Source organism: Mariniradius sediminis, assembly GCF_021491425.1.
Taxonomy (GTDB): Bacteria; Bacteroidota; Bacteroidia; order Cytophagales; family Cyclobacteriaceae; genus Mariniradius; species Mariniradius saccharolyticus.
Genome location: NZ_JAKEVZ010000001.1, coordinates 202,333 through 219,541 on the forward strand (window position 1 = coordinate 202,333; position 17,209 = coordinate 219,541).

The window sequence follows — 17,209 nt, forward strand, 5'->3', positions numbered from 1 at the left end:
TAATTATTATGGACAATTTAGCGCAATCGACTCCCCGCCCAAAATGGACTCCACAACGGTTTTGATTGTCATTGGCGTGTATTTCGCCATGCTTTTTCTGATTTCGATCCTCACTTCGCGCAATATCTCGAAGGATACCTTCTTTACCGGTGATCGTCAGTCCCCTTGGTTTTTGGTGGCCTTCGGAATGATTGGTGCCTCACTTTCCGGCGTCACATTCATTTCCGTACCCGGGGAAGTCGGCAACACAAGTTTTCACTATTTCCAAATAGTCATCGGCTATACACTCGGCTACTTTGTGATTGCCAAGGTGCTGCTGCCATTGTATTACCGCCTCAACCTGGTCTCGATCTATTCCTATTTGGAAGATAGGTTCGGGTTTTGGTCCTACAAGACGGGTGCTTTTTTCTTCATCCTTTCCCGGACTTTGGGCTCCTCCATCCGGGTATTCCTCGTGGCAGGGGTACTTCAATTGATTCTATTTGACAACTTCGGAATCCCCTTCTGGGTTTCGGTCCTGATCACGGTTTCTTTGATTTGGCTGTATACGCATCGCGGTGGCATCAAGACGGTGGTGTGGACAGATACCCTGCAGACCCTTTTCATGCTCTTGGCGGTAGTCATCAGTATCTATTTGATTGGAAAGGAAATCGGAATTTCCAGCTTTGGCGGGTTTTTGGAGGCTGTTGTATCCGACCCCAGGTCAGAGGTTTTCAACTGGGATTGGCGCTCAAGTACCAACTTCTTCAAGCAGTTTGCATCGGGTGCGTTCATAACGATTGTCATGACCGGTCTCGACCAAGACATGATGCAAAAGAACCTGACTTGCCGCAATATCGGCGATGCACAGAAAAATATGTTTTGGTTTACCGTCATACTGGTGATCGTCAACCTGCTTTTCCTATCGCTTGGCGTACTCTTGTACCAATACGCCGAAGTAAAAGGTATTCCGATCCCCTCTAAGACGGATGATCTGTATCCGATGCTTGCCACCCAGTATTTTTCTGCTTTTGTGGGAATCGTATTTGTCCTGGGCATCATTGCGGCCGCCTATTCCAGTGCGGATTCCACCTTGACAGCCCTGACGACCTCGTTTTGTTTTGATTTTCTCGAGATAGAGAAAAGGTATCCAAAGGAAAAACAGGTTGCCGTGCGCAAGCGGGTGCATATCGGATTTACGGCGCTGATGTTTTTTGCCATCCTATTTTTCCGCTGGATCAATGACCAAAGCGTCATCAACGCGGTATTTGTGATTGCGGGCTATACGTATGGGCCGTTATTGGGTTTGTATGCCTTTGGCTTGTTTACCAAAATGCAGGTGAAGGACAAATGGGTTCCCTACTTGGCGGTTGCTGCACCCCTGATCGCCTACATCATTTCAAAAAACTCCCAAGAATGGCTTTGGGGATACAAATTTGGCTTTGAGGTCCTTATTCTAAATGGCCTTTTGATGTTCTTTGGACTCTATCTCGCGAGAAAGCGATAGCCTACTTTTTCCGGTCGAATTTTCCTCCTCCCTGATCAAATCTCCTGCTTCGCAATCAGGTCATTGATTTTCTTGAGGCGCTGGATATGGCTGTCCAACTTGTCGCTTGTGCCGTCCAAATCCACCAACACCGAAACCATGCCGCTTGGTTTTTTGCCGTTTTCGCCGTTGTGGTGGTTGACCGATGGACTGACGGAGATCAATTCCTGCACATCCACTTCATACAGATCCGCCAACTTGATCGCATCTTCCATCTTGAGGTTGGAGCGGCCCTGCTCGTAGCGGGAATAAGCCGTATAGTCCTTTTTGCCCAAAAATTCGGCGATGTACTCTTGGGTATAACCTCTTAGCACCCGGTGCTTGCGCAGGTTTTCGGCAATATGGCTTTTGAGCGCGTAATCCATAATCAGACTGTTTTTTACGGATTCTTACAAAAAGCATACACTTTTTAAACAATCGGGCCAAAAAGTGTTGAAAAAATCAGGTTTTTATGACCAGGGGCCAAAAAAGGAGGTTTTTTTCAGTCTAACGTCAAAGTATTGGGATCCCAAAAAACCTTTTCAAAATCGAGAATCTTGTCGTTTTCCACTTTCACACCCTCGGCTTCCAAGCTTTCCTGCATTTGGGTGGGAGTAGCAAAATGATGCTTGCCCGTCAAAACGCCCACACGGTTGACGACCCTGTGTGCCGGGACATCCAAATGGGCATGGGCTGCGTTCATCGCGTAGCCCACCATCCTTGCCCCGCTCTTGATACCAAGATAGTTGGCGATGGCGCCGTATGATGTCACGCGCCCCCGGGGAATCAGGCGTACAACTTGGTACACCAAATCGAAGTAGTTTTCCTTAGTACCCGCCATGACTCAGTTTCAATAAAAATTCCTGAAGCTGGCTTTCAACGGATGGATCCTGGTCCATGGGTACTTCCAGGGTGACTTTGATCTTGCTGAAGTCCTTCTGTATTTCCATCAGCTTGGGTTTGATCGTCAATATCTTCCCATCTTTGATCGCCTGTTCAAACCTTTTTTCAAGTAATTCCTGCAGCCGCTCCACTTCCAGTTTTTTGTCATGGGTTATGTCCATGACAAACTCTATGTTTTTGTGGTCGAGTTGGCCCAAATTGGTCACTTGGGTGTTGAGGATAAGGTTGTTGGGTACAATGTGACGCTGTCCGTCGTCTTTCTTGATCACAACGTTAAGTAAAGTGATATCATCGATGATGCCGGTTTGATCGCCGATTTTGATCGTGTCTCCCAGGGAAAACTGGTCGGTAAACATCAGTATCAACCCATTGATGACGTTTGTAAAGTAGTCCTTCGTCAGGATCGCTATCGCCGCCGCGACGATGGTCAGCCCGGTCAGGAACTCCAACGGCTGGATGTCGAAGGCCAGCATGATGGAGATCAAAATGATGACGGAATTCAGTATATTGGAAATCCAGGCGATTCCTAGCAGGAAATTGCCGTGGGTCCGTTCGTCCTTTGCCTTGCGCATGTAGAACCTGACGACGGAAATCCTCGCCAAGGAAATCAGGATATTGCCGCCAAGCAGAAACAGGATAGCGCCGTGGAGGCTGCTGATTCCGGTAAATTTGTCCAAAAGCTCCTGATAGGCGGGGATTGACCTGGCAGCAACCAACAGTGTCAGGTAAAGAATCAGCTTGATAACGAAGTTGCGTTTTTTCCTGGATTCAATCAGTTGAAAAGGTGAACTCGAAATCTGCATCGGAAATTTGAAAATGACTTTGGACTAGGAATGTTAATTTTGGGTAAAAATAAGTGAAATATGGAAAGGAACATCATCATCACAGGGGGTGCAGGTAATCTTGGGAAGGCCGTGGTGCAAAAATTCAAACGTGAAGGTTACAAAGTGATAGCGACGGTACTTCCGGAATCGGAGGATATCGTGGAAGATGCCGACGATACCTACGCGGTAGATGTAAGCGATGAAAGCTCGGTGAGGGATTTTGCCGCCGAATACAATTCCCAATATGGGGAACTCGACGCCGTTGCCTTGTTGGTGGGCGGTTTTGCAATGGGAAAGATCGAGGAAACATCCCAAGCTGACATTGAGAAAATGATCCGCCTCAATTTTTTCTCTGCTTACAATATGGTACGGTTTTTTCTACCCTTGATGAAAAAGGCAGATGCAGGGACATTTCTGTTGGTAGGGGCAAGGCCTGCTTTGGAACCCGCTGCGGGGAAATCCTCAGTGGCCTATTCCTTGAGCAAAGGCCTGGTGATAGAGCTCGCCTCTTTGATAGCGGAAGAAACCAAAGAGAGCAAAATCCGTGTACATGTCTTTGTTCCGAGTATCATCGACACCGAACCCAACAGAAAGGCCATGCCGGATGCGGATTTCAGCAGATGGGTCAGCCCTGCGGAAATTGCGGAAACCATGCACTTTGCGACCAACAATCCTGCGATCAGAAACACAACCTTTAAACTATACGGAGGCGTTTAACCCCAACTAAAAATGAAGACAAAAACCAATCTACTTGCAATCATTCTCTTCCTGATGTCAGGCGTATTCGCTTTGGCACAAACCCAGAAAGACACACGGAACCTTGGCAATTTTGACGCGGTAAAAGTATCCAACTCCATCAAGGTCGAATTGGTCAAAGGGGAAGAAAACAAGGCCGAAGTCAGTGCCTCGGGCATTGATGTCGGCAACGTCGAGACCTCGATCGTGGGTGGGACCTTGGAAGTAAGACTTGCCCGCGGCAACTTCAAGAACTTCAACGTGAGGGTCGTGGTAACTTACAAGGATATCCAAGGAATCGAGTCCCACACTTCTTCTCATGTAGTGGCGAAAAGCAAAATCGTAGCCGAATCAGCGTATCTATTTGCCGCTACGAGTGGGTTTATTGATGCAGAGATCGAAGCAACAGAACTCAGCGTCGAAGCCGCAACCAGCTCAAAAATCATGGTTCGTGGCAGCGTCGACCAAGTCGAGGCAAAATCATTTACCAGTGCGGAAATCGACGGTACACGCTTGGAGGTAAGTGATGCGACCGTTCAAGCCAATACTGCGGCTACGATCCGACTGCACGTGACCGATGCCATCACCGGTTCGGCGGCCACTGCAGCGAAAATCTTCTATGGCGGAGATCCAGGTACCATAGATGTCAAGACCGGAACGGGAGGTACCGTACAAAAGAAATGAGATACCTGAAGACAATCCTCCCAGCATTCTTTTTGGTTTCGCTGGCAGCGCCTGCCTACGCCCAGGAAGAGAAGGAAGTCGAGAAAGTCATTGCTTCGCTGTTTGAGGGGATGAAGACCAAAAACACGGAGCTACTCCAAGCTGCATTCCATCCGGAAGCCAGCATGCAGACAGTTATCGCGGGAGAAGAGGGGGCAAAGCTGGGATCAAATTCTGTCCAGGATTTCGTCAACCGTATTTCAAATACACCCGCAACCACCCAATTGGATGAGCGGATTTTGGAATATCAGGTCAAAATCGACGGGGACATGGCGGCAGCTTGGACGCCGTACAGGTTTTACGTCAACGATAACTTCAGCCATTGCGGCGTCAATTCTTTCCAATTGATCAAGACCGCTGAAGGCTGGAAGATCACTTACATCATCGATACCCGACGTAAACAAGGCTGTGATTAGGGTCTTGTCAATAAAAACATAATAAAAAAGGAGGCCGAAACCTCCTTTTTTTTTATTGCTGAATGCTGGCCAGAAATGAATTCTAGCGAAGTGAATATTTCACATAATCATTACTCTTTGATCTCGATCACCTTGAATTCGGTCCTTCTGTTGACCTGGTGCTCTTCCTCAGTCTGGGCATTTTGTATGATCAACTGGCGTTCGCCATAGCCCTTGGCCACGAGCCTGCTGGCATCTATACCTTGTGACACAATATAGGCGACTGCTGATTCTGCCCTTCTTTGGGAAAGGTTATCGTTATATGCATCGCTCGAGCGTGAATCTGTATGTGAAGAAAGCTCAATGCGGATACTAGGGTTGTCCTTCAGGATTTTGACCAATTTGTCCAACTCAATAGCCGCATCCGGACGGATATCCGCTTTGTCGAGGTCGTAATAGATATTGTCAAGAACGATTGCTTTTTCCAAGATCAACTTGTCCAGCACAATCGTGGTATCCAGCATGACGTTGGTGACGTCCTGAACGAGGTCTTCTACCCGAGGTGTCTTGCCCAAAGTAGAATAGGTGATGCTCTTGGAAAAATATCCGCTCTTGGATGCGATGATCGAGAAGTTCTCATTGGGTGCCAAAGTGAATCGAAGGCGGCCATTTTGGTTGGAGAAATCACCCCCAATGTTCTTGTTGCTGGAGTCATACAACACCACCCTGGTTTGTGGCAAAACCGCTTCTGTCCCGTCTTCCTTTCCTTCCTTGGTAGTCACGTTGAGAAATACGTTGACGATCTTGGGCTTGGGGGATTTGTCTTCAAAGAAGTAGATATCGTCATCGCCCAAGCCCCCCTCACGATTGGAGGATAGGAAGCCTTCAATAGGGTATTTGGTGAAGAAAATTCCAAAATCATCTGCCACGGTATTGATGTTGGGGCCCAGGTTTTTCACTTCCCAGCCTTTGTCCGTGCGCTCCGCGACAAAAAGGTCCATTTTTCCGAATCCGGGATGCCCATCAGACGCGAAAAACAATTTGCCATCGGGTGCCACGTAGGGAAAATGCTCATTGCCAGGTGTATTGATTTGTGCACCCATGTTCACCGCATTGCCGAAATCTCCATTGGCCAACTTAGTAGCCCGGTACAAGTCCAATCCGCCCTGACCATCCGGCCTGATGGAGGCAAAGTAAAGTTCATTGCCATCGGGACTGAAAGCAGCTGTCTGATTGGCATAAAACTCATCTTCGTTGATAGGCATCCAAATCGGCATCGTGAATCCTCCGCCTCTGAAGTAGGAGGCAAATAAGTGTGTATCCGGCAAATCTTTTTTGCTTCCTGAATTGGCCCTGGAATAAATCATCGTATTCCCGTCAGGACTGAGCACCAAGGAGCCCTGGTTAAGGTTTTCCTCATTGCGGAACTCCGGCAGCGGCTGAATGCTTTGTACATCGACCTTGATACCATCGGCTTTGGTTCGGAATAGCTTCATGACCGGAGTGCCAGTTGCATTGTATATCGTGCTTGATTGTCTATTGCTGGTAAAATACAAATAGCCTTTGTGAACGACTGGAGAATATTCTGCAAGTGGCGTGTTGAGTAGTTTGTAGTTTTCTACCTGCATGTAAGGATAATAATCGGTGATTTCGGTGACTTTTTGCATCCCTGCTATTTCCCTTTCCGCCAGTCTGATGTAGCCATCATCCAATGTCAACCCTTTGGCTTTGGTGAATGATTCCTTGGCAGCTGCGTATTCACCTTGACTTTTTTGGGCTTGGCCCAACTTATAGTAGGTATCAAACGTCTCTTCTAATGATGCAGCCTTTTTATAATAATCTAATGATTTTTCAATCCTGTTGCTCAGGCGATAGCTCTCAGCCACATACAAATTAGCCTGCTTATTGTCTGGGTCTTTCTCCAACACCTTGGAAAATGTACCGATAGCAACTTGATATTCGCCCGATTGGAACTGTCCCTGCCCCTTCTGTATCAGACTCGTACAGCCGGCGAGCCAAACGGAAAAGGCAAGCAACAATATCGAAATTCGCTTCATGGTCTACAGAAATCTGAACTTTAAATATAGAACATTAATCAAATTAATTCTGAAAGAATTTCCCAAGCCAGGAATCCTTCGCCTTGGTAATCCAGACGGAGTCCAAATCTGATTTCCTTGCTACGGCTGGATTGAGTACCAAGGATTCCGATTGGATTGCCCCCGCGGCTACCCGAGACTTTATACCTGAAAACGGCAACACCTCAAGTTGGTTGTCGGATTTGAAAAATGAAACCTTCCCTTGGTCGAGCAGATTTAAATGCAGGGTTTGTTCCAAGTCCCTGAGCGTCCGCACGGAGGAGTCGATCGAGCAGCCACTTGCGCCGAGTTGGCTTTCGTCTACTGCCAAGATGAGTATCTGACCAAACCGTATGTCAAAAGAGGTCGGCATTCCTGCGCCATGCGTATTCCACTGTCCGCAGAAACGCTCCAAGGTCCGCTTGACCGTCGTCAACTCATCTTCGTTCAACTTCCGGTCTGCTTGATAAACCCACACGCGGGCATGCGCAGGCATCTGATCAAATGGAATGTACATATTAATTGCTTTTGTCTATCTTCCAAATATCCGAATTGGGCGAAAGGTTCCGAATGGATAACGGAAAATATGCGGAAGTGTATGTAGGAATGTGTGAAAATCTGTTCCAAAAACGGAAAATGTCTCCCAGCATATGGCCAGAAGACATTTTCACCAGCATTGGGTTTACATTCAAATTCCCATATCCTTGGCCAGCAATTCGGCCAAATCCAGGACTTGGACTTCGGATTCTTTTTCTTTGTTTTTCACACCATCCGTCATCATCGTGAGACAGAAAGGACAGCCGACGGCGATGGCTGAGGCACCAGTGGCCAATGCTTCCTCGGTGCGCTCGATGTTGATGTCTTTTTTGCCATGCTCGGGTTCCTTGAACATCTGCGCACCTCCTGCACCGCAGCAGAGGCCTTTGGTTTTGCAGCGCTTCATCTCTACCAACTCCACATCGAGGGCTTTGATGACCTCGCGTGGTGCCTCATAGACGTCGTTGGCGCGGCCCAGGTAGCAGGAATCGTGGAAGGTGATCCTTTTACCTTTGAACCCGCCGCCGCCTTTGAGCACGATCTTGCCTTCGTTGATCAGCTGCTGGAGAAACTGTGAATGGTGGATGACCTCATAGTTGCCGCCTAACTGCGGGTATTCGTTTTTGATCGTATTGAAGCAATGGGGGCAGGCGGTGACGATCTTTTTGACCTCATACCCATTGAGTACCTGGATGTTGTTGATGGCCATCATTTGGAACAAAAACTCATTCCCGGCCCTTCTGGCAGGATCGCCCGTGCAGGACTCTTCAGGTCCGAGGACAGCAAACTTGACGCCGACTTTGTTCAATATCTTGGTAAAAGCGACCGTGACGGCCTTGTACCGTTCGTCAAAAGAACCGGCACAACCAACCCAAAACAATACTTCAGGGCTCTCTCCTTGGGAGAGCATTTCGGCCATGGTAGGGACTGTGTATGTTGACATGTTTGGAGATTTGAGATGGGAGATTTGAGATTTGGGACGGGACGCGAGAGAAATAGCAAAGAACCAAGATATGATAGGCTAGCATGGGCTGTGGTATTCTTGCATCTTGATTCTTTTGTCTTGCGTCTATTTAATTTCTTCATTCTTAACCTTTTCTGCCCAGTTGAAGCGATCCGAAGGGGAAAATTTCCAAGGCGAGAAAGACGTTTCGATATTTTGAAACATGGCATTCCACTGTGCCGGGGTGCCCGATTCCTCCATGGCCACATACCTGCGGAGTTGGAGGATGATGGAAAGCGGGTCGATATTGACCGGGCAGGCTTCAACGCAGGCATTGCAGGAAGTGCAGGCGTTGATCTCTTCCTTGCTGATATAATCGCCCAAAAGCGATTTGCCATCTTCCAAGCCTTTACCTCCAGTATCCAGACTTTTGCCCACTTCCTCGGCACGGTCGCGGACATCCATCATGATTTTTCGGGGGGAAAGTTTCTTGCCCGTCAGGTTGGCAGGACATTCCGAAGTACATCTTCCACACTCGGTGCAGCTGTAGGCATTGAGGATATTGACCCAGGTGAGGTCATTGATGTCCTTGGCACCAAACCTCCCGACTTCGGCAGGTGCCTCGCTGCCGCCATCCGTTGCCAAACCCAACATGAGGTTGACCTCCTTGGTGACGGCAGGCATGTTTTCGATTTCACCTTTGGGCTTCAGGTTGGAATACCAGGTGTTGGGGAACGCGAGGAAAATATGCAAGTGCTTGGAATAGGTCACATAGACCGCGAAGGCGAGAATCCCCACAATATGGAACCACCAGGCGAAACGTTCGATAGCCACCAAAGCCCCGTCGCCCATTCCTTGGAATATTGGCTGAATCAATCCGCTGAAGAAAAGCCCATCCAACAAAACATACTGCGGATGGTTTCTTTGGGCAAGGATTTGGTCGGTGGCGTTCATGCTGAGTATGGCAACCATCAAGATGATCTCTATGACCAAAATCAGGTTGGCATCCATGGCCGGCCATCCCTTCAGTTCGGGCTTCACGAAGCGCTCGACTTTCATGACATTCCTCCGGACCAAAAAGGCCACGCAGGAAACCAATACTGCTACTGCCAAAAACTCAAAGGCATTCATGGCAACGGTGTAGGCTTTGCCTAGCACCGGATGGAAGATGCGGTGGGTGCCAAATATCCCGTCGATGACAAACTCGAGGACTTCCAGATTGATGATGAGGAAGCCCACATAGATCAATAGGTGAAGGAATGCGGGAACCATGCGCTTGAACATTTTCTGCTGTCCAAAAGCCACAAGCAACATGGTTTTCCATCGCTTCTCGGCTTGGTCATTGCGGGTTTCTCCCTTTCCGAGGAGGATATTCCTACGGAGAAATGCGATGCGCTTGGACAAAATGTAGCCTGCAATCCCAAGGACCAGAATAAATGCCAGCTGGGGTAATATGCTCATATTGTTAGAATTAAGCGTTTTTGATGGGTATCGACTTACTTTTTTTGATCAAATACCTTGCATGAATGTTTCAAATATCTACCTTTGCAACACTTTTAACGGAAACGGTGATGTAGCTCAGTTGGTAGAGCATCGGACTGAAAATCCGTGAGTCGGTGGTTCGAGTCCACTCATCACCACAAGTCCCGAGGATCTCGGGACTTTTTTTATGCCCTTTGGTGAACGCTTTGGCGGTATTTCCTTGACCTTTCATCCAATTTTTTTGACAGTGCAAAATATAAAATAGTAGGCATGCATACTATTTTTTCCGATAATTTAGATTGAGTCTAAGGAGGGGGCGCCAGTTCGATATTCGATGTTGGGAGTTTGAAATTCGATATTCAAGTAAATTCAGAATATTGAACGCCGATTAATGAATCGTGAAGTGGGCCTCAGTTCAATATTGGCGTGGGCGGCAATTCGGCATCATGGGTGGGATAGTTTACATTTTTCCAATATATACGTATCTTTATAAACTCAACTACACGTGTTATGACAACTAAATTGACGCTTACAATAGACGATTCCGTGATCGCTACAGCGAAGGAATTTGCAAAGAACAATGGAAAGAGCCTCTCACAAATTGTTGAGAATTACCTGGTAACCTTGACTGCACCAGACAAAATGCAAGAGGAAATCTCTCCTAGGATTTTGAAACTGATGGGCGCGATTGAATTGCCGGAAGATTTCGATTACAAAAAGTCACTTACTGAAGCCCTTTCAAAAAAATATAAATTATGAGGCATTTGTTTTTAGATACCAATGTGCTGATTGACTTTTTGGCAGACAGAAAGCCCTTTTCCATCGATGCGGCAAAACTGTTCAATCATGCGCTCAACAAAAAAGCCACCATTTATCTCGCCACAGTTTCTTACAACAACATTTACTACATCATCAGACAGACCAGTTCGCATGCTGACGCAATAAATATACTTTCTGAACTACAAGACTGGACCGAGGCCATTGACGTTTCAAAAGAAGTAATCAGACAAGCTCTGAAATCCGACTTTAAAGATTTTGAAGATGCGATCCAATATCATTGTGCCAAAGCATTACCAATTATCGACTGTATTGTCACGCGCGACACCAAGGATTTTAGGACAAGCTCAATACCAACAATGACTCCGAGGGAAGCGCTCACATTGATAGATAATACCAGCCAAACGTAGCCTGGCGAGAATTTTTTTGATAGATTACTCCTGAGTATGCGCCTTTGTTAGGCAAGTGTCCACATCACATAAGAATTGACAAACGATCCCAGTAATCAATGAGCAAATACAATCCCCTATGGGAGTTTGTCCAAAAGGAGGGAAAATCCCAAATGAAACTGAGTTTTGATGAAATACGCGAGATCCTCGGGATGGATATCGACCATTCATTTTTGAATTGCAAAAAGGAACTTGCCCAGTTCGGGTATCAAGTCGGAAAAATATCAATGAAGGAGAAGACGGTGATCTTCAAAAAATTTGAATAGGGGTTGAGATCGAAAGACCGATTAGTCTGTCCTCGAAATTCGACCCCAAGGTTTATCATGGATTCGAGGAGCGTAGTCTAAGGGTTGAACATACTTTGTTGTGCGTTCGGTTTTGGACATTCAAAATTCGATATCCAAGTAAATTCAGAATCAAAAATATTGTACGCCGAATAATGAATCGTGAGGTGGGATAACGTTCGACATTTGTTGGAGGATAGAAGTTATTCGTTTTTCAAAAAGAGATCACCGAGGTATTTTTATTAAATTTGACCTATTATGAAACATATGACATTGACAGTGCCGGACCATCTAAACCTCAACGAGACGGAAACCAAGAGATTTCTCGCTGCCAAATTGTATGAATCAGGCAAACTCTCCTTGGGTCAGGCAGCAGAGTTAGCTGGTCTTTCGAAAATTGCTTTTTCAGAAATTTTATCTGATTATGGAGTGTCATTAGTGAATTATCCGCCTACAGATGTGAAAAAAGATGCCGCTCAATTCTGAGATCGTCATTTCCGACACGAGTTGCCTAATCTTATTGGCCAAAATTGGGGAATTGGACCTTTTAAGGAGAATTGGGAAAAGGGTTTTAGTTACACCAGAGATAAAGCAAGAATTTGGCATGAGCTTACCTGATTGGATAATTGTAAAGGAACCAGCAGATAGGCATTTCCAAAATTTGCTTGAACGGGAAGTTGACAAAGGGGAAGCCAGTGCCATTATCCTTGCATTAGAAACATTTGGTTCTGTTCTGCTGATTGATGATCTCAAAGGCAGAAGAGTGGCTTTCGATTTGGGGTTGAAGCATTCAGGAACTTTTGGGTTAATATTAAGGGCAAAACAGGAAGGACTTATAAAAAGTATCCAACCAATAATTGAGAAAATCAGAAATACAAACTTTAGGTTTAGCGAACAGCTACTTCGATCAGTCCTTGACCAAGCGGGTGAATTGAATAGTCGCAGCTCTGAGTAAGTTGGATGTTGACAGGAGTAAATCAGGATTGGGATTATCGCTAAAATCCTAATGGGCAGGTCTTTTTGAAGTAGAATAATAAATCAAATTTGATTGTGCATCCTTTAAATCCTGGTTGTTCGGGTATTGTAAAAGACCTTGGTTAACTACCTGAAGAGCAGATTCTGGATCTTCCATGTCCATATAAACGCCAACCATTTCAATGTATCCATTTACAAAGTCAGGATTTCTACTTAGTAGATCGTTGAGTTTTTCTATGGCCAAACCGTATTTCCTTTGAAGCCGAAAAATGTTTGCGATTCTTAATTCAACGTCCCGGCTGTATTCCTCCATGAGCTTGGGGAATCGGTTTTTCTTCTGATTACAATAGGCTGTCTCCATGTCAGACAGAGCTTCCTGAAAGAATTTGAGCTTGAGATAGCATAGACCTCGGTAGTAATATCCAAAAAAATCATTTTCTATCAATTCAATCATCAGATGGCAGTTGGAAATGCAATTCAGATAGGCCTTGGATGCGTATTGTTTTTGGACAACCCTAAGGATTTGACCGTGTTTGTAGACTTTTTTGAGCTTGCGTATATATTGAATCACTCTCATTTCTTTTCGGTGGTGGATCAACCCCTAGTCCTATCGGCAATTACTGGCAGTTTTGCGGAAATACATATTTTTTAAGCTTCGAATTGATAGTCAAATAAATAATTTCCAAGCCCCCGGGTTGCTTCTACCTAAGTTACACAAACGCTGATTACGACTGTTTTTCCATCGTCCAAGAATCCGATGTACAAATTTTCATCTCCCGATGTATAGCGGACAAACCCTTGTACGATTTGGTCAGTACTAAGCGTGTCCATTGCTGCTGTAAATTCAAATGAACCCAGGTAATCACCCTTTGCCATTTTTGAAAATCGTTGGTCATCACCCAAATCATCCAATAGGTTTCGGTAATCTTCTTCAGTTAGCAGCAAAAGAGCTGCCGAGCAATAATCTCCATGAAAGTCGGGATATGACGCTTCCTTTCTGACTACCACGGCTGATAATGGTGTTTCTCTAAGTGTCACAAGTTCAAATTCATTAAAGAAATAATCGTCTGTAGGATAAATTGCTGTGTAAACTGAATAGAGCAAGAAAACGGTGTAGCCAATTGCCAGTGTCGGCCCAATATGTCGTAAGCCTTTTGATCTTAGCCAATCATGGAGCAGGTAAAGGAGAAAATAGGGTGCGAGAAGCACGAGAAATGCAAAAATCCCCACGAAAAAAAGTAGGAAAAACAATTGAAAATCGATTTTCAGAATGTAGGCTACGTCCATGCGAAAAAACCTTGCCGTATCTCAAGTAACGAGATATAAATATCCAGTTAGTTGAACGAATTTCCTATCATTTATCCTGCTTTTTTGCCTACAACTGGTTCAGGGTTTTTGCGCCTTATAAAATCTCCCTACGAGGCGTTGCAATGTAACCAAACCCGCGAACTGAGCCCCCAACAAGCAATTCTACGCCTTCGCCCAATAACCAATAACTCAATAACGAATCACCAATAACCCAACAACCAATCCCCCAATCACAAATTCCCTCCATTTTTTTCCCAACTTGCTGTAACATTTCGATTTTCCCTGCATCATCTACGCGAATGAAGACATTTTTTGAAGCAAGTATCTGGCCGCTCAAAAACAAGCTGTTCCGCATGGCGTACCTCTGGGTCAAGGACCGGGATGTCGCACAGGACCTGTTGCAGACAGTTTTCGAGAAATCGTGGCGGTACCAAGAGCAGCTTCAAAACATGGAAAACCCGACCGGTTGGCTGGTCCGGAGTCTCAAAAACGAGAGCCTGCAGCATTTCAGAAAAGCCCAGCGCATCGAACCGCTTGGGAATCTGGAACCCGAGGCGATCGAAACCAGAGAAGAAGGGCGATCCGAGGAAGTGAAGCAGGTGTTCGCCTTTTTGGAATCCCTACCCGAAAAGCAACGAGAGATCTTCCAACTCCGGGAAGTGGAGGGACTTACCTACGAGGAGATCGCCGAGTACCTGGAGATTTCCATGGAGCAGGTAAAAGTCAACCTCCACAGGGCCAGGAAATCATTGAGAAACTATTTGAACCAACACGCACATGAGCGATAGATTGGAAAAATTATTGGAAAAGTACTGGGAAGCGGAGACCGACTTGGCAGAAGAAGCTGAGCTCAAAACGCTGCTCCGCAAGGCCGAGGGCTATGCAGAAGAGAAGAAATTCTTCCTCGGGCTCGAGTCCATCGCGGCCATGAAACCTTCCGAAATGACGATGCCGAAGCAGGAAGTTTGGCTCTGGGCCAATTGGAAGAAAATTGCCGCTTCACTCCTTGTCCTGCTCGTGGCCGGGGCGGCCTATCTGCGCTATGAAACCAAAAAGGCAGAGCGTGAAGCCTATGAACAGGTCATGCAGGCCTTGGCCCTGATCCAGGAAAATATGCAGAAGGGGACTTCCTCCATGCAGATCATGCAAGAAATGAAACATCTCAACACCACGCAGGAAATCTTCCAGATTCCTGCCAAAACCGATACCCCATGAAAAAGTACCTGATTTTACTGGCGTTTGTCTTTTCGGTGGGTGCCGCCCACGGACAGGATGATGCGATCGTGAAGTTTTTTTCCAAATACATGGAAGACGACAACTTCTCGCGGGTCTACATCAGCCCCAAAATGATGCAGATGGCCGGGGGATTTCTCAAATCCGCCGCGACCTCGGATAATGACAAGGAAGCCGAGGAACTAGGCGTTCTGATATCCAAGGTGAAAGGAATCAGAATCCTTTCCACGGAAAGTGGCAACGGCAAATCCTTGTACAACGAAGCCATGGGTACGCTAACCAAAAACAAATACGAGGACCTGATGGACGTGGCCGACAAGGGCTCCAATACGAAGTTTATGGTGCGGGAGGAAAACGGCATGGTCAAGGAGCTCCTCATGATTTCGGGTTCGGGCGAGAGCTTCACCCTCCTCAGCATGCTGGGTAATTTTACCTACCAAGACCTGAATATCCTCGCCGAAAAAACCAATATGCCCGGCATGAACGAATACCAAAAAGGAAAAAAATAAACCAACCTCTATACCATGAAAAAGCTCATCCTCATTCTCAGCCTGTCCCTCGTTGGACAATTTGCCTTCGCCCAAAGTAAAAGCGTCGATGCACTATACCAAAAATACAAAGCCAACGATGATTTCTTCCACATGGACATCGGCGGCAACTTTATGAACTTTGCGGAGGGCTTCAACGTGAAGCTTGACGAGGCAAACATGGAGGGAATCGTGAAATCCCTTGAAAAAGTGAAGCTTTTCAAACTTCCGGAGAACGTGGGCTCAGCAGAAACCGAATTCAAAGCCCTTCAGAAATCCTTGGAAAAGGAGCGCTATGAACTTCTGATGGAGACGCGGGACAAAGGCAACAGCGTATTGATTTTCACCAAAGGCAACAATGTCATCAGCGATGTCGTTGTAATGGTCAATGACAAAGAAGGCGATATGATCGTCGTCGAATTGCTCGGGTCTTTTGATTCCAAAACCTTGGCCGATGCCGGAAAGGGTTTGAAGTAACGCAGATATTCCCTAAACCAACTTACCACTTTTAAGAAAAGGACAGGCTTCAGGCCGGGTCCTTTTTTTATTTTCCGGAACTTTGGGAGGCAGGATCAAATACAGCCAGAAGATATTCAAGAAAAAATATTATTTGGCCAGATCCCTCGAAATCAGATGATCCAGTTCTTTGCGATCGATTCCGATAGAATATTTGACAAATGTAAATATGATATCAAAATAGTTATTTTGTTGTATAATTTGTAATAGATATTAATTTTCATTAAAATATTTGCAATAAAGAATCTCGTATTCTATGTTTGTCCCGAAGTCAATCGACTGGCCCACTTGATCCGCCCCCAAATAGCCCCCCGATGATTGTTTGGAAACTCAGTTTCCCAGGGGTTAGCAAAAGTTAGAATTCTCAAACCTATTAACTATTTATTACCATGAAAAAGTTACAAGCTTTTATCCTTGCCCTTGGCGTGTCGGCGACCGCCATGGCAAATGTCTCAGGTTCTGTCGATCCTGATCGTGCGAGTGTTACTGTCAGAAAAGTGGACAACACCAAGGTTCAACTGATCTACAGTATGAATCCTGTGGCACCTGTCACCGTGAAAATCTACGATGCCAACAAGTTTTTGGTACAGAAGGACAAGATTGTCGCGGACAAGCCATTTGCAAAGGCTTATGATTTTGTCAACCTTGTTCCCGGCAAATACGCAGTCGAAATCCTTGAAAACAACCAAGTGATCGATCAGTATGTGCTCGATATGGGCACCCCTGTAAGCAAGCCAATCGCATTCTCCATGGTGGAGAAAGTCGAAAACAACAAGTTCAAATTGTTGTACAACGGGTTGTCAGCGGTCAACCTCGAGATTTTGGTTTTCGAAAACGACAAACTGATCCATGAGGAACACGTTTCTGATGTCAATGGCTTCCAGAAGCTCTACAAAATGGAAGGCGTAAGCCCAAGAGCGAAGCTTGAGTTCTTTGTGAAGACAGACGAAGGGTTCACGCAACTCTTGGCTGTGAAGTAATTGCTCAAGGGGCGGAAAAAATGAAGGCTGTTTCGGGTT

General features: G+C 46.0%; 23 protein-coding genes and 1 tRNA gene. 15 read left to right on the plus strand and 9 right to left on the minus strand.

Annotation, left to right across the window (positions count from 1 at the left end; genetic code table 11):
• Positions 1-43 precede the first annotated feature (43 nt).
• Positions 44-1,486, plus strand: a complete 1,443-nt coding sequence (locus tag L0U89_RS00880; protein WP_234859793.1) for a sodium:solute symporter — start codon at positions 44-46, stop codon at positions 1,484-1,486.
• Positions 1,487-1,521: 35 nt separating this feature from the next.
• Here the strand turns inward: L0U89_RS00880 and L0U89_RS00885 are convergent, their stop codons facing one another.
• The 3 genes from L0U89_RS00885 to L0U89_RS00895 form a co-directional block, all read right to left on the minus strand.
• Positions 1,522-1,890: a helix-turn-helix domain-containing protein gene (locus tag L0U89_RS00885; protein ID WP_008624622.1), complete on the minus strand. Its 369-nt coding sequence runs from the start codon at positions 1,888-1,890 to the stop codon at positions 1,522-1,524.
• A 116-nt stretch (positions 1,891-2,006) separates the two neighbouring features.
• Positions 2,007-2,345: an MGMT family protein gene (locus tag L0U89_RS00890; RefSeq protein ID WP_234859794.1), complete on the minus strand. Its 339-nt coding sequence runs from the start codon at positions 2,343-2,345 to the stop codon at positions 2,007-2,009.
• On the minus strand, positions 2,332-3,210 hold the full coding sequence (locus tag L0U89_RS00895; RefSeq protein ID WP_234859795.1) for a mechanosensitive ion channel family protein: 879 nt from the start codon (positions 3,208-3,210) through the stop codon (positions 2,332-2,334). The genes L0U89_RS00890 and L0U89_RS00895 overlap by 14 nt, the downstream gene beginning before the upstream one ends.
• 60 nt (positions 3,211-3,270) lie before the next feature.
• On the opposite strand from L0U89_RS00895, the gene L0U89_RS00900 reads away from it, so the two are divergent.
• The 3 genes from L0U89_RS00900 to L0U89_RS00910 are packed head-to-tail and all read left to right on the plus strand — an operon-like array spanning position 3,271 to position 5,105.
• The gene (locus L0U89_RS00900; protein ID WP_234859796.1) at positions 3,271-3,948 is read left to right on the plus strand and encodes an SDR family NAD(P)-dependent oxidoreductase; all 678 of its coding nucleotides are present in this window, start codon (positions 3,271-3,273) and stop codon (positions 3,946-3,948) included.
• Positions 3,949-3,960: 12 nt separating this feature from the next.
• On the plus strand, positions 3,961-4,650 hold the full coding sequence (locus L0U89_RS00905) for a head GIN domain-containing protein (protein ID WP_234859797.1): 690 nt from the start codon (positions 3,961-3,963) through the stop codon (positions 4,648-4,650).
• Positions 4,647-5,105 (plus strand): nuclear transport factor 2 family protein, encoded by a 459-nt coding sequence (locus tag L0U89_RS00910; RefSeq protein WP_234859798.1) that lies wholly within the window; start codon positions 4,647-4,649, stop codon positions 5,103-5,105. Before L0U89_RS00905 ends, L0U89_RS00910 begins: the two co-directional genes overlap by 4 nt.
• Before the next feature lie 110 nt (positions 5,106-5,215).
• On the opposite strand, the gene L0U89_RS00915 is transcribed toward L0U89_RS00910, so the two are convergent.
• The 4 genes from L0U89_RS00915 to L0U89_RS00930 all read right to left on the minus strand — a co-directional run bounded on the left by L0U89_RS00915 (position 5,216) and on the right by L0U89_RS00930 (position 10,100).
• Positions 5,216-7,141, minus strand: a complete 1,926-nt coding sequence (locus tag L0U89_RS00915) for a CHU_0125 family OmpA-like outer membrane integrity protein (RefSeq protein WP_234859799.1) — start codon at positions 7,139-7,141, stop codon at positions 5,216-5,218.
• 43 nt (positions 7,142-7,184) lie between these two features.
• A complete protein-coding gene (locus tag L0U89_RS00920) occupies positions 7,185-7,676 on the minus strand; it encodes a hypothetical protein (RefSeq protein ID WP_234859800.1) in 492 nt (163 codons plus the stop codon).
• Between the two features lie 171 nt (positions 7,677-7,847).
• The gene (locus tag L0U89_RS00925; RefSeq protein ID WP_234859801.1) at positions 7,848-8,639 is read right to left on the minus strand and encodes a (Fe-S)-binding protein; all 792 of its coding nucleotides are present in this window, start codon (positions 8,637-8,639) and stop codon (positions 7,848-7,850) included.
• A 126-nt stretch (positions 8,640-8,765) separates the two neighbouring features.
• Positions 8,766-10,100, minus strand: coding sequence for a 4Fe-4S dicluster domain-containing protein (locus tag L0U89_RS00930; protein ID WP_234859802.1), 1,335 nt, complete (start codon positions 10,098-10,100; stop codon positions 8,766-8,768).
• A gap of 106 nt (positions 10,101-10,206) precedes the next feature.
• Between L0U89_RS00930 and L0U89_RS00935 the strand changes: the two genes are divergently transcribed.
• From L0U89_RS00935 to L0U89_RS00960, 6 genes are all read left to right on the plus strand, one after another.
• Positions 10,207-10,279 (plus strand) — tRNA-Phe (locus L0U89_RS00935).
• Between the two features lie 352 nt (positions 10,280-10,631).
• Positions 10,632-10,880 carry a DUF6364 family protein gene (locus L0U89_RS00940; RefSeq protein WP_234859803.1) on the plus strand — a complete coding sequence of 83 codons (249 nt, stop codon included), beginning with the start codon at positions 10,632-10,634 and terminating at the stop codon, positions 10,878-10,880.
• Positions 10,877-11,308 carry a type II toxin-antitoxin system VapC family toxin gene (locus L0U89_RS00945; protein ID WP_234859804.1) on the plus strand — a complete coding sequence of 144 codons (432 nt, stop codon included), beginning with the start codon at positions 10,877-10,879 and terminating at the stop codon, positions 11,306-11,308. The genes L0U89_RS00940 and L0U89_RS00945 overlap by 4 nt, the downstream gene beginning before the upstream one ends.
• Positions 11,309-11,406: 98 nt before the next feature.
• Entirely contained in the window at positions 11,407-11,613 is a 207-nt protein-coding gene (locus tag L0U89_RS00950; RefSeq protein WP_234859805.1) for a hypothetical protein, read from the plus strand.
• A gap of 276 nt (positions 11,614-11,889) precedes the next feature.
• Entirely contained in the window at positions 11,890-12,117 is a 228-nt protein-coding gene (locus L0U89_RS00955) for a UPF0175 family protein (protein WP_234859806.1), read from the plus strand.
• Positions 12,101-12,586 carry a PIN domain-containing protein gene (locus L0U89_RS00960; RefSeq protein ID WP_234859807.1) on the plus strand — a complete coding sequence of 162 codons (486 nt, stop codon included), beginning with the start codon at positions 12,101-12,103 and terminating at the stop codon, positions 12,584-12,586. The genes L0U89_RS00955 and L0U89_RS00960 overlap by 17 nt, the downstream gene beginning before the upstream one ends.
• A 48-nt stretch (positions 12,587-12,634) precedes the next feature.
• Here the strand turns inward: L0U89_RS00960 and L0U89_RS00965 are convergent, their stop codons facing one another.
• Positions 12,635-13,183 (minus strand): tetratricopeptide repeat protein, encoded by a 549-nt coding sequence (locus tag L0U89_RS00965; RefSeq protein ID WP_234859808.1) that lies wholly within the window; start codon positions 13,181-13,183, stop codon positions 12,635-12,637.
• 128 nt (positions 13,184-13,311) lie between these two features.
• Positions 13,312-13,893, minus strand: coding sequence for a hypothetical protein (locus tag L0U89_RS00970; RefSeq protein WP_234859809.1), 582 nt, complete (start codon positions 13,891-13,893; stop codon positions 13,312-13,314).
• A 320-nt stretch (positions 13,894-14,213) separates the two neighbouring features.
• Between L0U89_RS00970 and L0U89_RS00975 the strand changes: the two genes are divergently transcribed.
• The 5 genes from L0U89_RS00975 (at position 14,214) to L0U89_RS00995 (ending at position 17,170) form a co-directional block, all read left to right on the plus strand.
• The gene (locus tag L0U89_RS00975) at positions 14,214-14,702 is read left to right on the plus strand and encodes a GFO_1088 family ECF-type sigma factor (RefSeq protein WP_234859810.1); all 489 of its coding nucleotides are present in this window, start codon (positions 14,214-14,216) and stop codon (positions 14,700-14,702) included.
• Entirely contained in the window at positions 14,692-15,129 is a 438-nt protein-coding gene (locus L0U89_RS00980) for a hypothetical protein (protein ID WP_234859811.1), read from the plus strand. The genes L0U89_RS00975 and L0U89_RS00980 overlap by 11 nt, the downstream gene beginning before the upstream one ends.
• Positions 15,126-15,656 (plus strand): DUF4252 domain-containing protein, encoded by a 531-nt coding sequence (locus L0U89_RS00985; RefSeq protein WP_008624593.1) that lies wholly within the window; start codon positions 15,126-15,128, stop codon positions 15,654-15,656. The genes L0U89_RS00980 and L0U89_RS00985 overlap by 4 nt, the downstream gene beginning before the upstream one ends.
• A gap of 15 nt (positions 15,657-15,671) precedes the next feature.
• On the plus strand, positions 15,672-16,151 hold the full coding sequence (locus tag L0U89_RS00990) for a DUF4252 domain-containing protein (RefSeq protein WP_234859812.1): 480 nt from the start codon (positions 15,672-15,674) through the stop codon (positions 16,149-16,151).
• 428 nt (positions 16,152-16,579) lie between these two features.
• Positions 16,580-17,170, plus strand: coding sequence for a hypothetical protein (locus L0U89_RS00995; RefSeq protein WP_234859813.1), 591 nt, complete (start codon positions 16,580-16,582; stop codon positions 17,168-17,170).
• The last annotated feature ends 39 nt before the right edge of the window (positions 17,171-17,209 follow it).

Coding starts and splice junctions, on each gene's coding strand:
- L0U89_RS00880 (WP_234859793.1), top strand. CDS start 44: ATGGACTCCACAACGGTTTTGATTGTCATTGGCGTGTATTTCGCCATG.
- L0U89_RS00885 (WP_008624622.1), bottom strand. CDS start 1,890: ATGGATTACGCGCTCAAAAGCCATATTGCCGAAAACCTGCGCAAGCAC.
- L0U89_RS00890 (WP_234859794.1), bottom strand. CDS start 2,345: ATGGCGGGTACTAAGGAAAACTACTTCGATTTGGTGTACCAAGTTGTA.
- L0U89_RS00895 (WP_234859795.1), bottom strand. CDS start 3,210: ATGCAGATTTCGAGTTCACCTTTTCAACTGATTGAATCCAGGAAAAAA.
- L0U89_RS00900 (WP_234859796.1), top strand. CDS start 3,271: ATGGAAAGGAACATCATCATCACAGGGGGTGCAGGTAATCTTGGGAAG.
- L0U89_RS00905 (WP_234859797.1), top strand. CDS start 3,961: ATGAAGACAAAAACCAATCTACTTGCAATCATTCTCTTCCTGATGTCA.
- L0U89_RS00910 (WP_234859798.1), top strand. CDS start 4,647: ATGAGATACCTGAAGACAATCCTCCCAGCATTCTTTTTGGTTTCGCTG.
- L0U89_RS00915 (WP_234859799.1), bottom strand. CDS start 7,141: ATGAAGCGAATTTCGATATTGTTGCTTGCCTTTTCCGTTTGGCTCGCC.
- L0U89_RS00920 (WP_234859800.1), bottom strand. CDS start 7,676: ATGTACATTCCATTTGATCAGATGCCTGCGCATGCCCGCGTGTGGGTT.
- L0U89_RS00925 (WP_234859801.1), bottom strand. CDS start 8,639: ATGTCAACATACACAGTCCCTACCATGGCCGAAATGCTCTCCCAAGGA.
- L0U89_RS00930 (WP_234859802.1), bottom strand. CDS start 10,100: ATGAGCATATTACCCCAGCTGGCATTTATTCTGGTCCTTGGGATTGCA.
- L0U89_RS00940 (WP_234859803.1), top strand. CDS start 10,632: ATGACAACTAAATTGACGCTTACAATAGACGATTCCGTGATCGCTACA.
- L0U89_RS00945 (WP_234859804.1), top strand. CDS start 10,877: ATGAGGCATTTGTTTTTAGATACCAATGTGCTGATTGACTTTTTGGCA.
- L0U89_RS00950 (WP_234859805.1), top strand. CDS start 11,407: ATGAGCAAATACAATCCCCTATGGGAGTTTGTCCAAAAGGAGGGAAAA.
- L0U89_RS00955 (WP_234859806.1), top strand. CDS start 11,890: ATGAAACATATGACATTGACAGTGCCGGACCATCTAAACCTCAACGAG.
- L0U89_RS00960 (WP_234859807.1), top strand. CDS start 12,101: ATGCCGCTCAATTCTGAGATCGTCATTTCCGACACGAGTTGCCTAATC.
- L0U89_RS00965 (WP_234859808.1), bottom strand. CDS start 13,183: ATGAGAGTGATTCAATATATACGCAAGCTCAAAAAAGTCTACAAACAC.
- L0U89_RS00970 (WP_234859809.1), bottom strand. CDS start 13,893: ATGGACGTAGCCTACATTCTGAAAATCGATTTTCAATTGTTTTTCCTA.
- L0U89_RS00975 (WP_234859810.1), top strand. CDS start 14,214: ATGAAGACATTTTTTGAAGCAAGTATCTGGCCGCTCAAAAACAAGCTG.
- L0U89_RS00980 (WP_234859811.1), top strand. CDS start 14,692: ATGAGCGATAGATTGGAAAAATTATTGGAAAAGTACTGGGAAGCGGAG.
- L0U89_RS00985 (WP_008624593.1), top strand. CDS start 15,126: ATGAAAAAGTACCTGATTTTACTGGCGTTTGTCTTTTCGGTGGGTGCC.
- L0U89_RS00990 (WP_234859812.1), top strand. CDS start 15,672: ATGAAAAAGCTCATCCTCATTCTCAGCCTGTCCCTCGTTGGACAATTT.
- L0U89_RS00995 (WP_234859813.1), top strand. CDS start 16,580: ATGAAAAAGTTACAAGCTTTTATCCTTGCCCTTGGCGTGTCGGCGACC.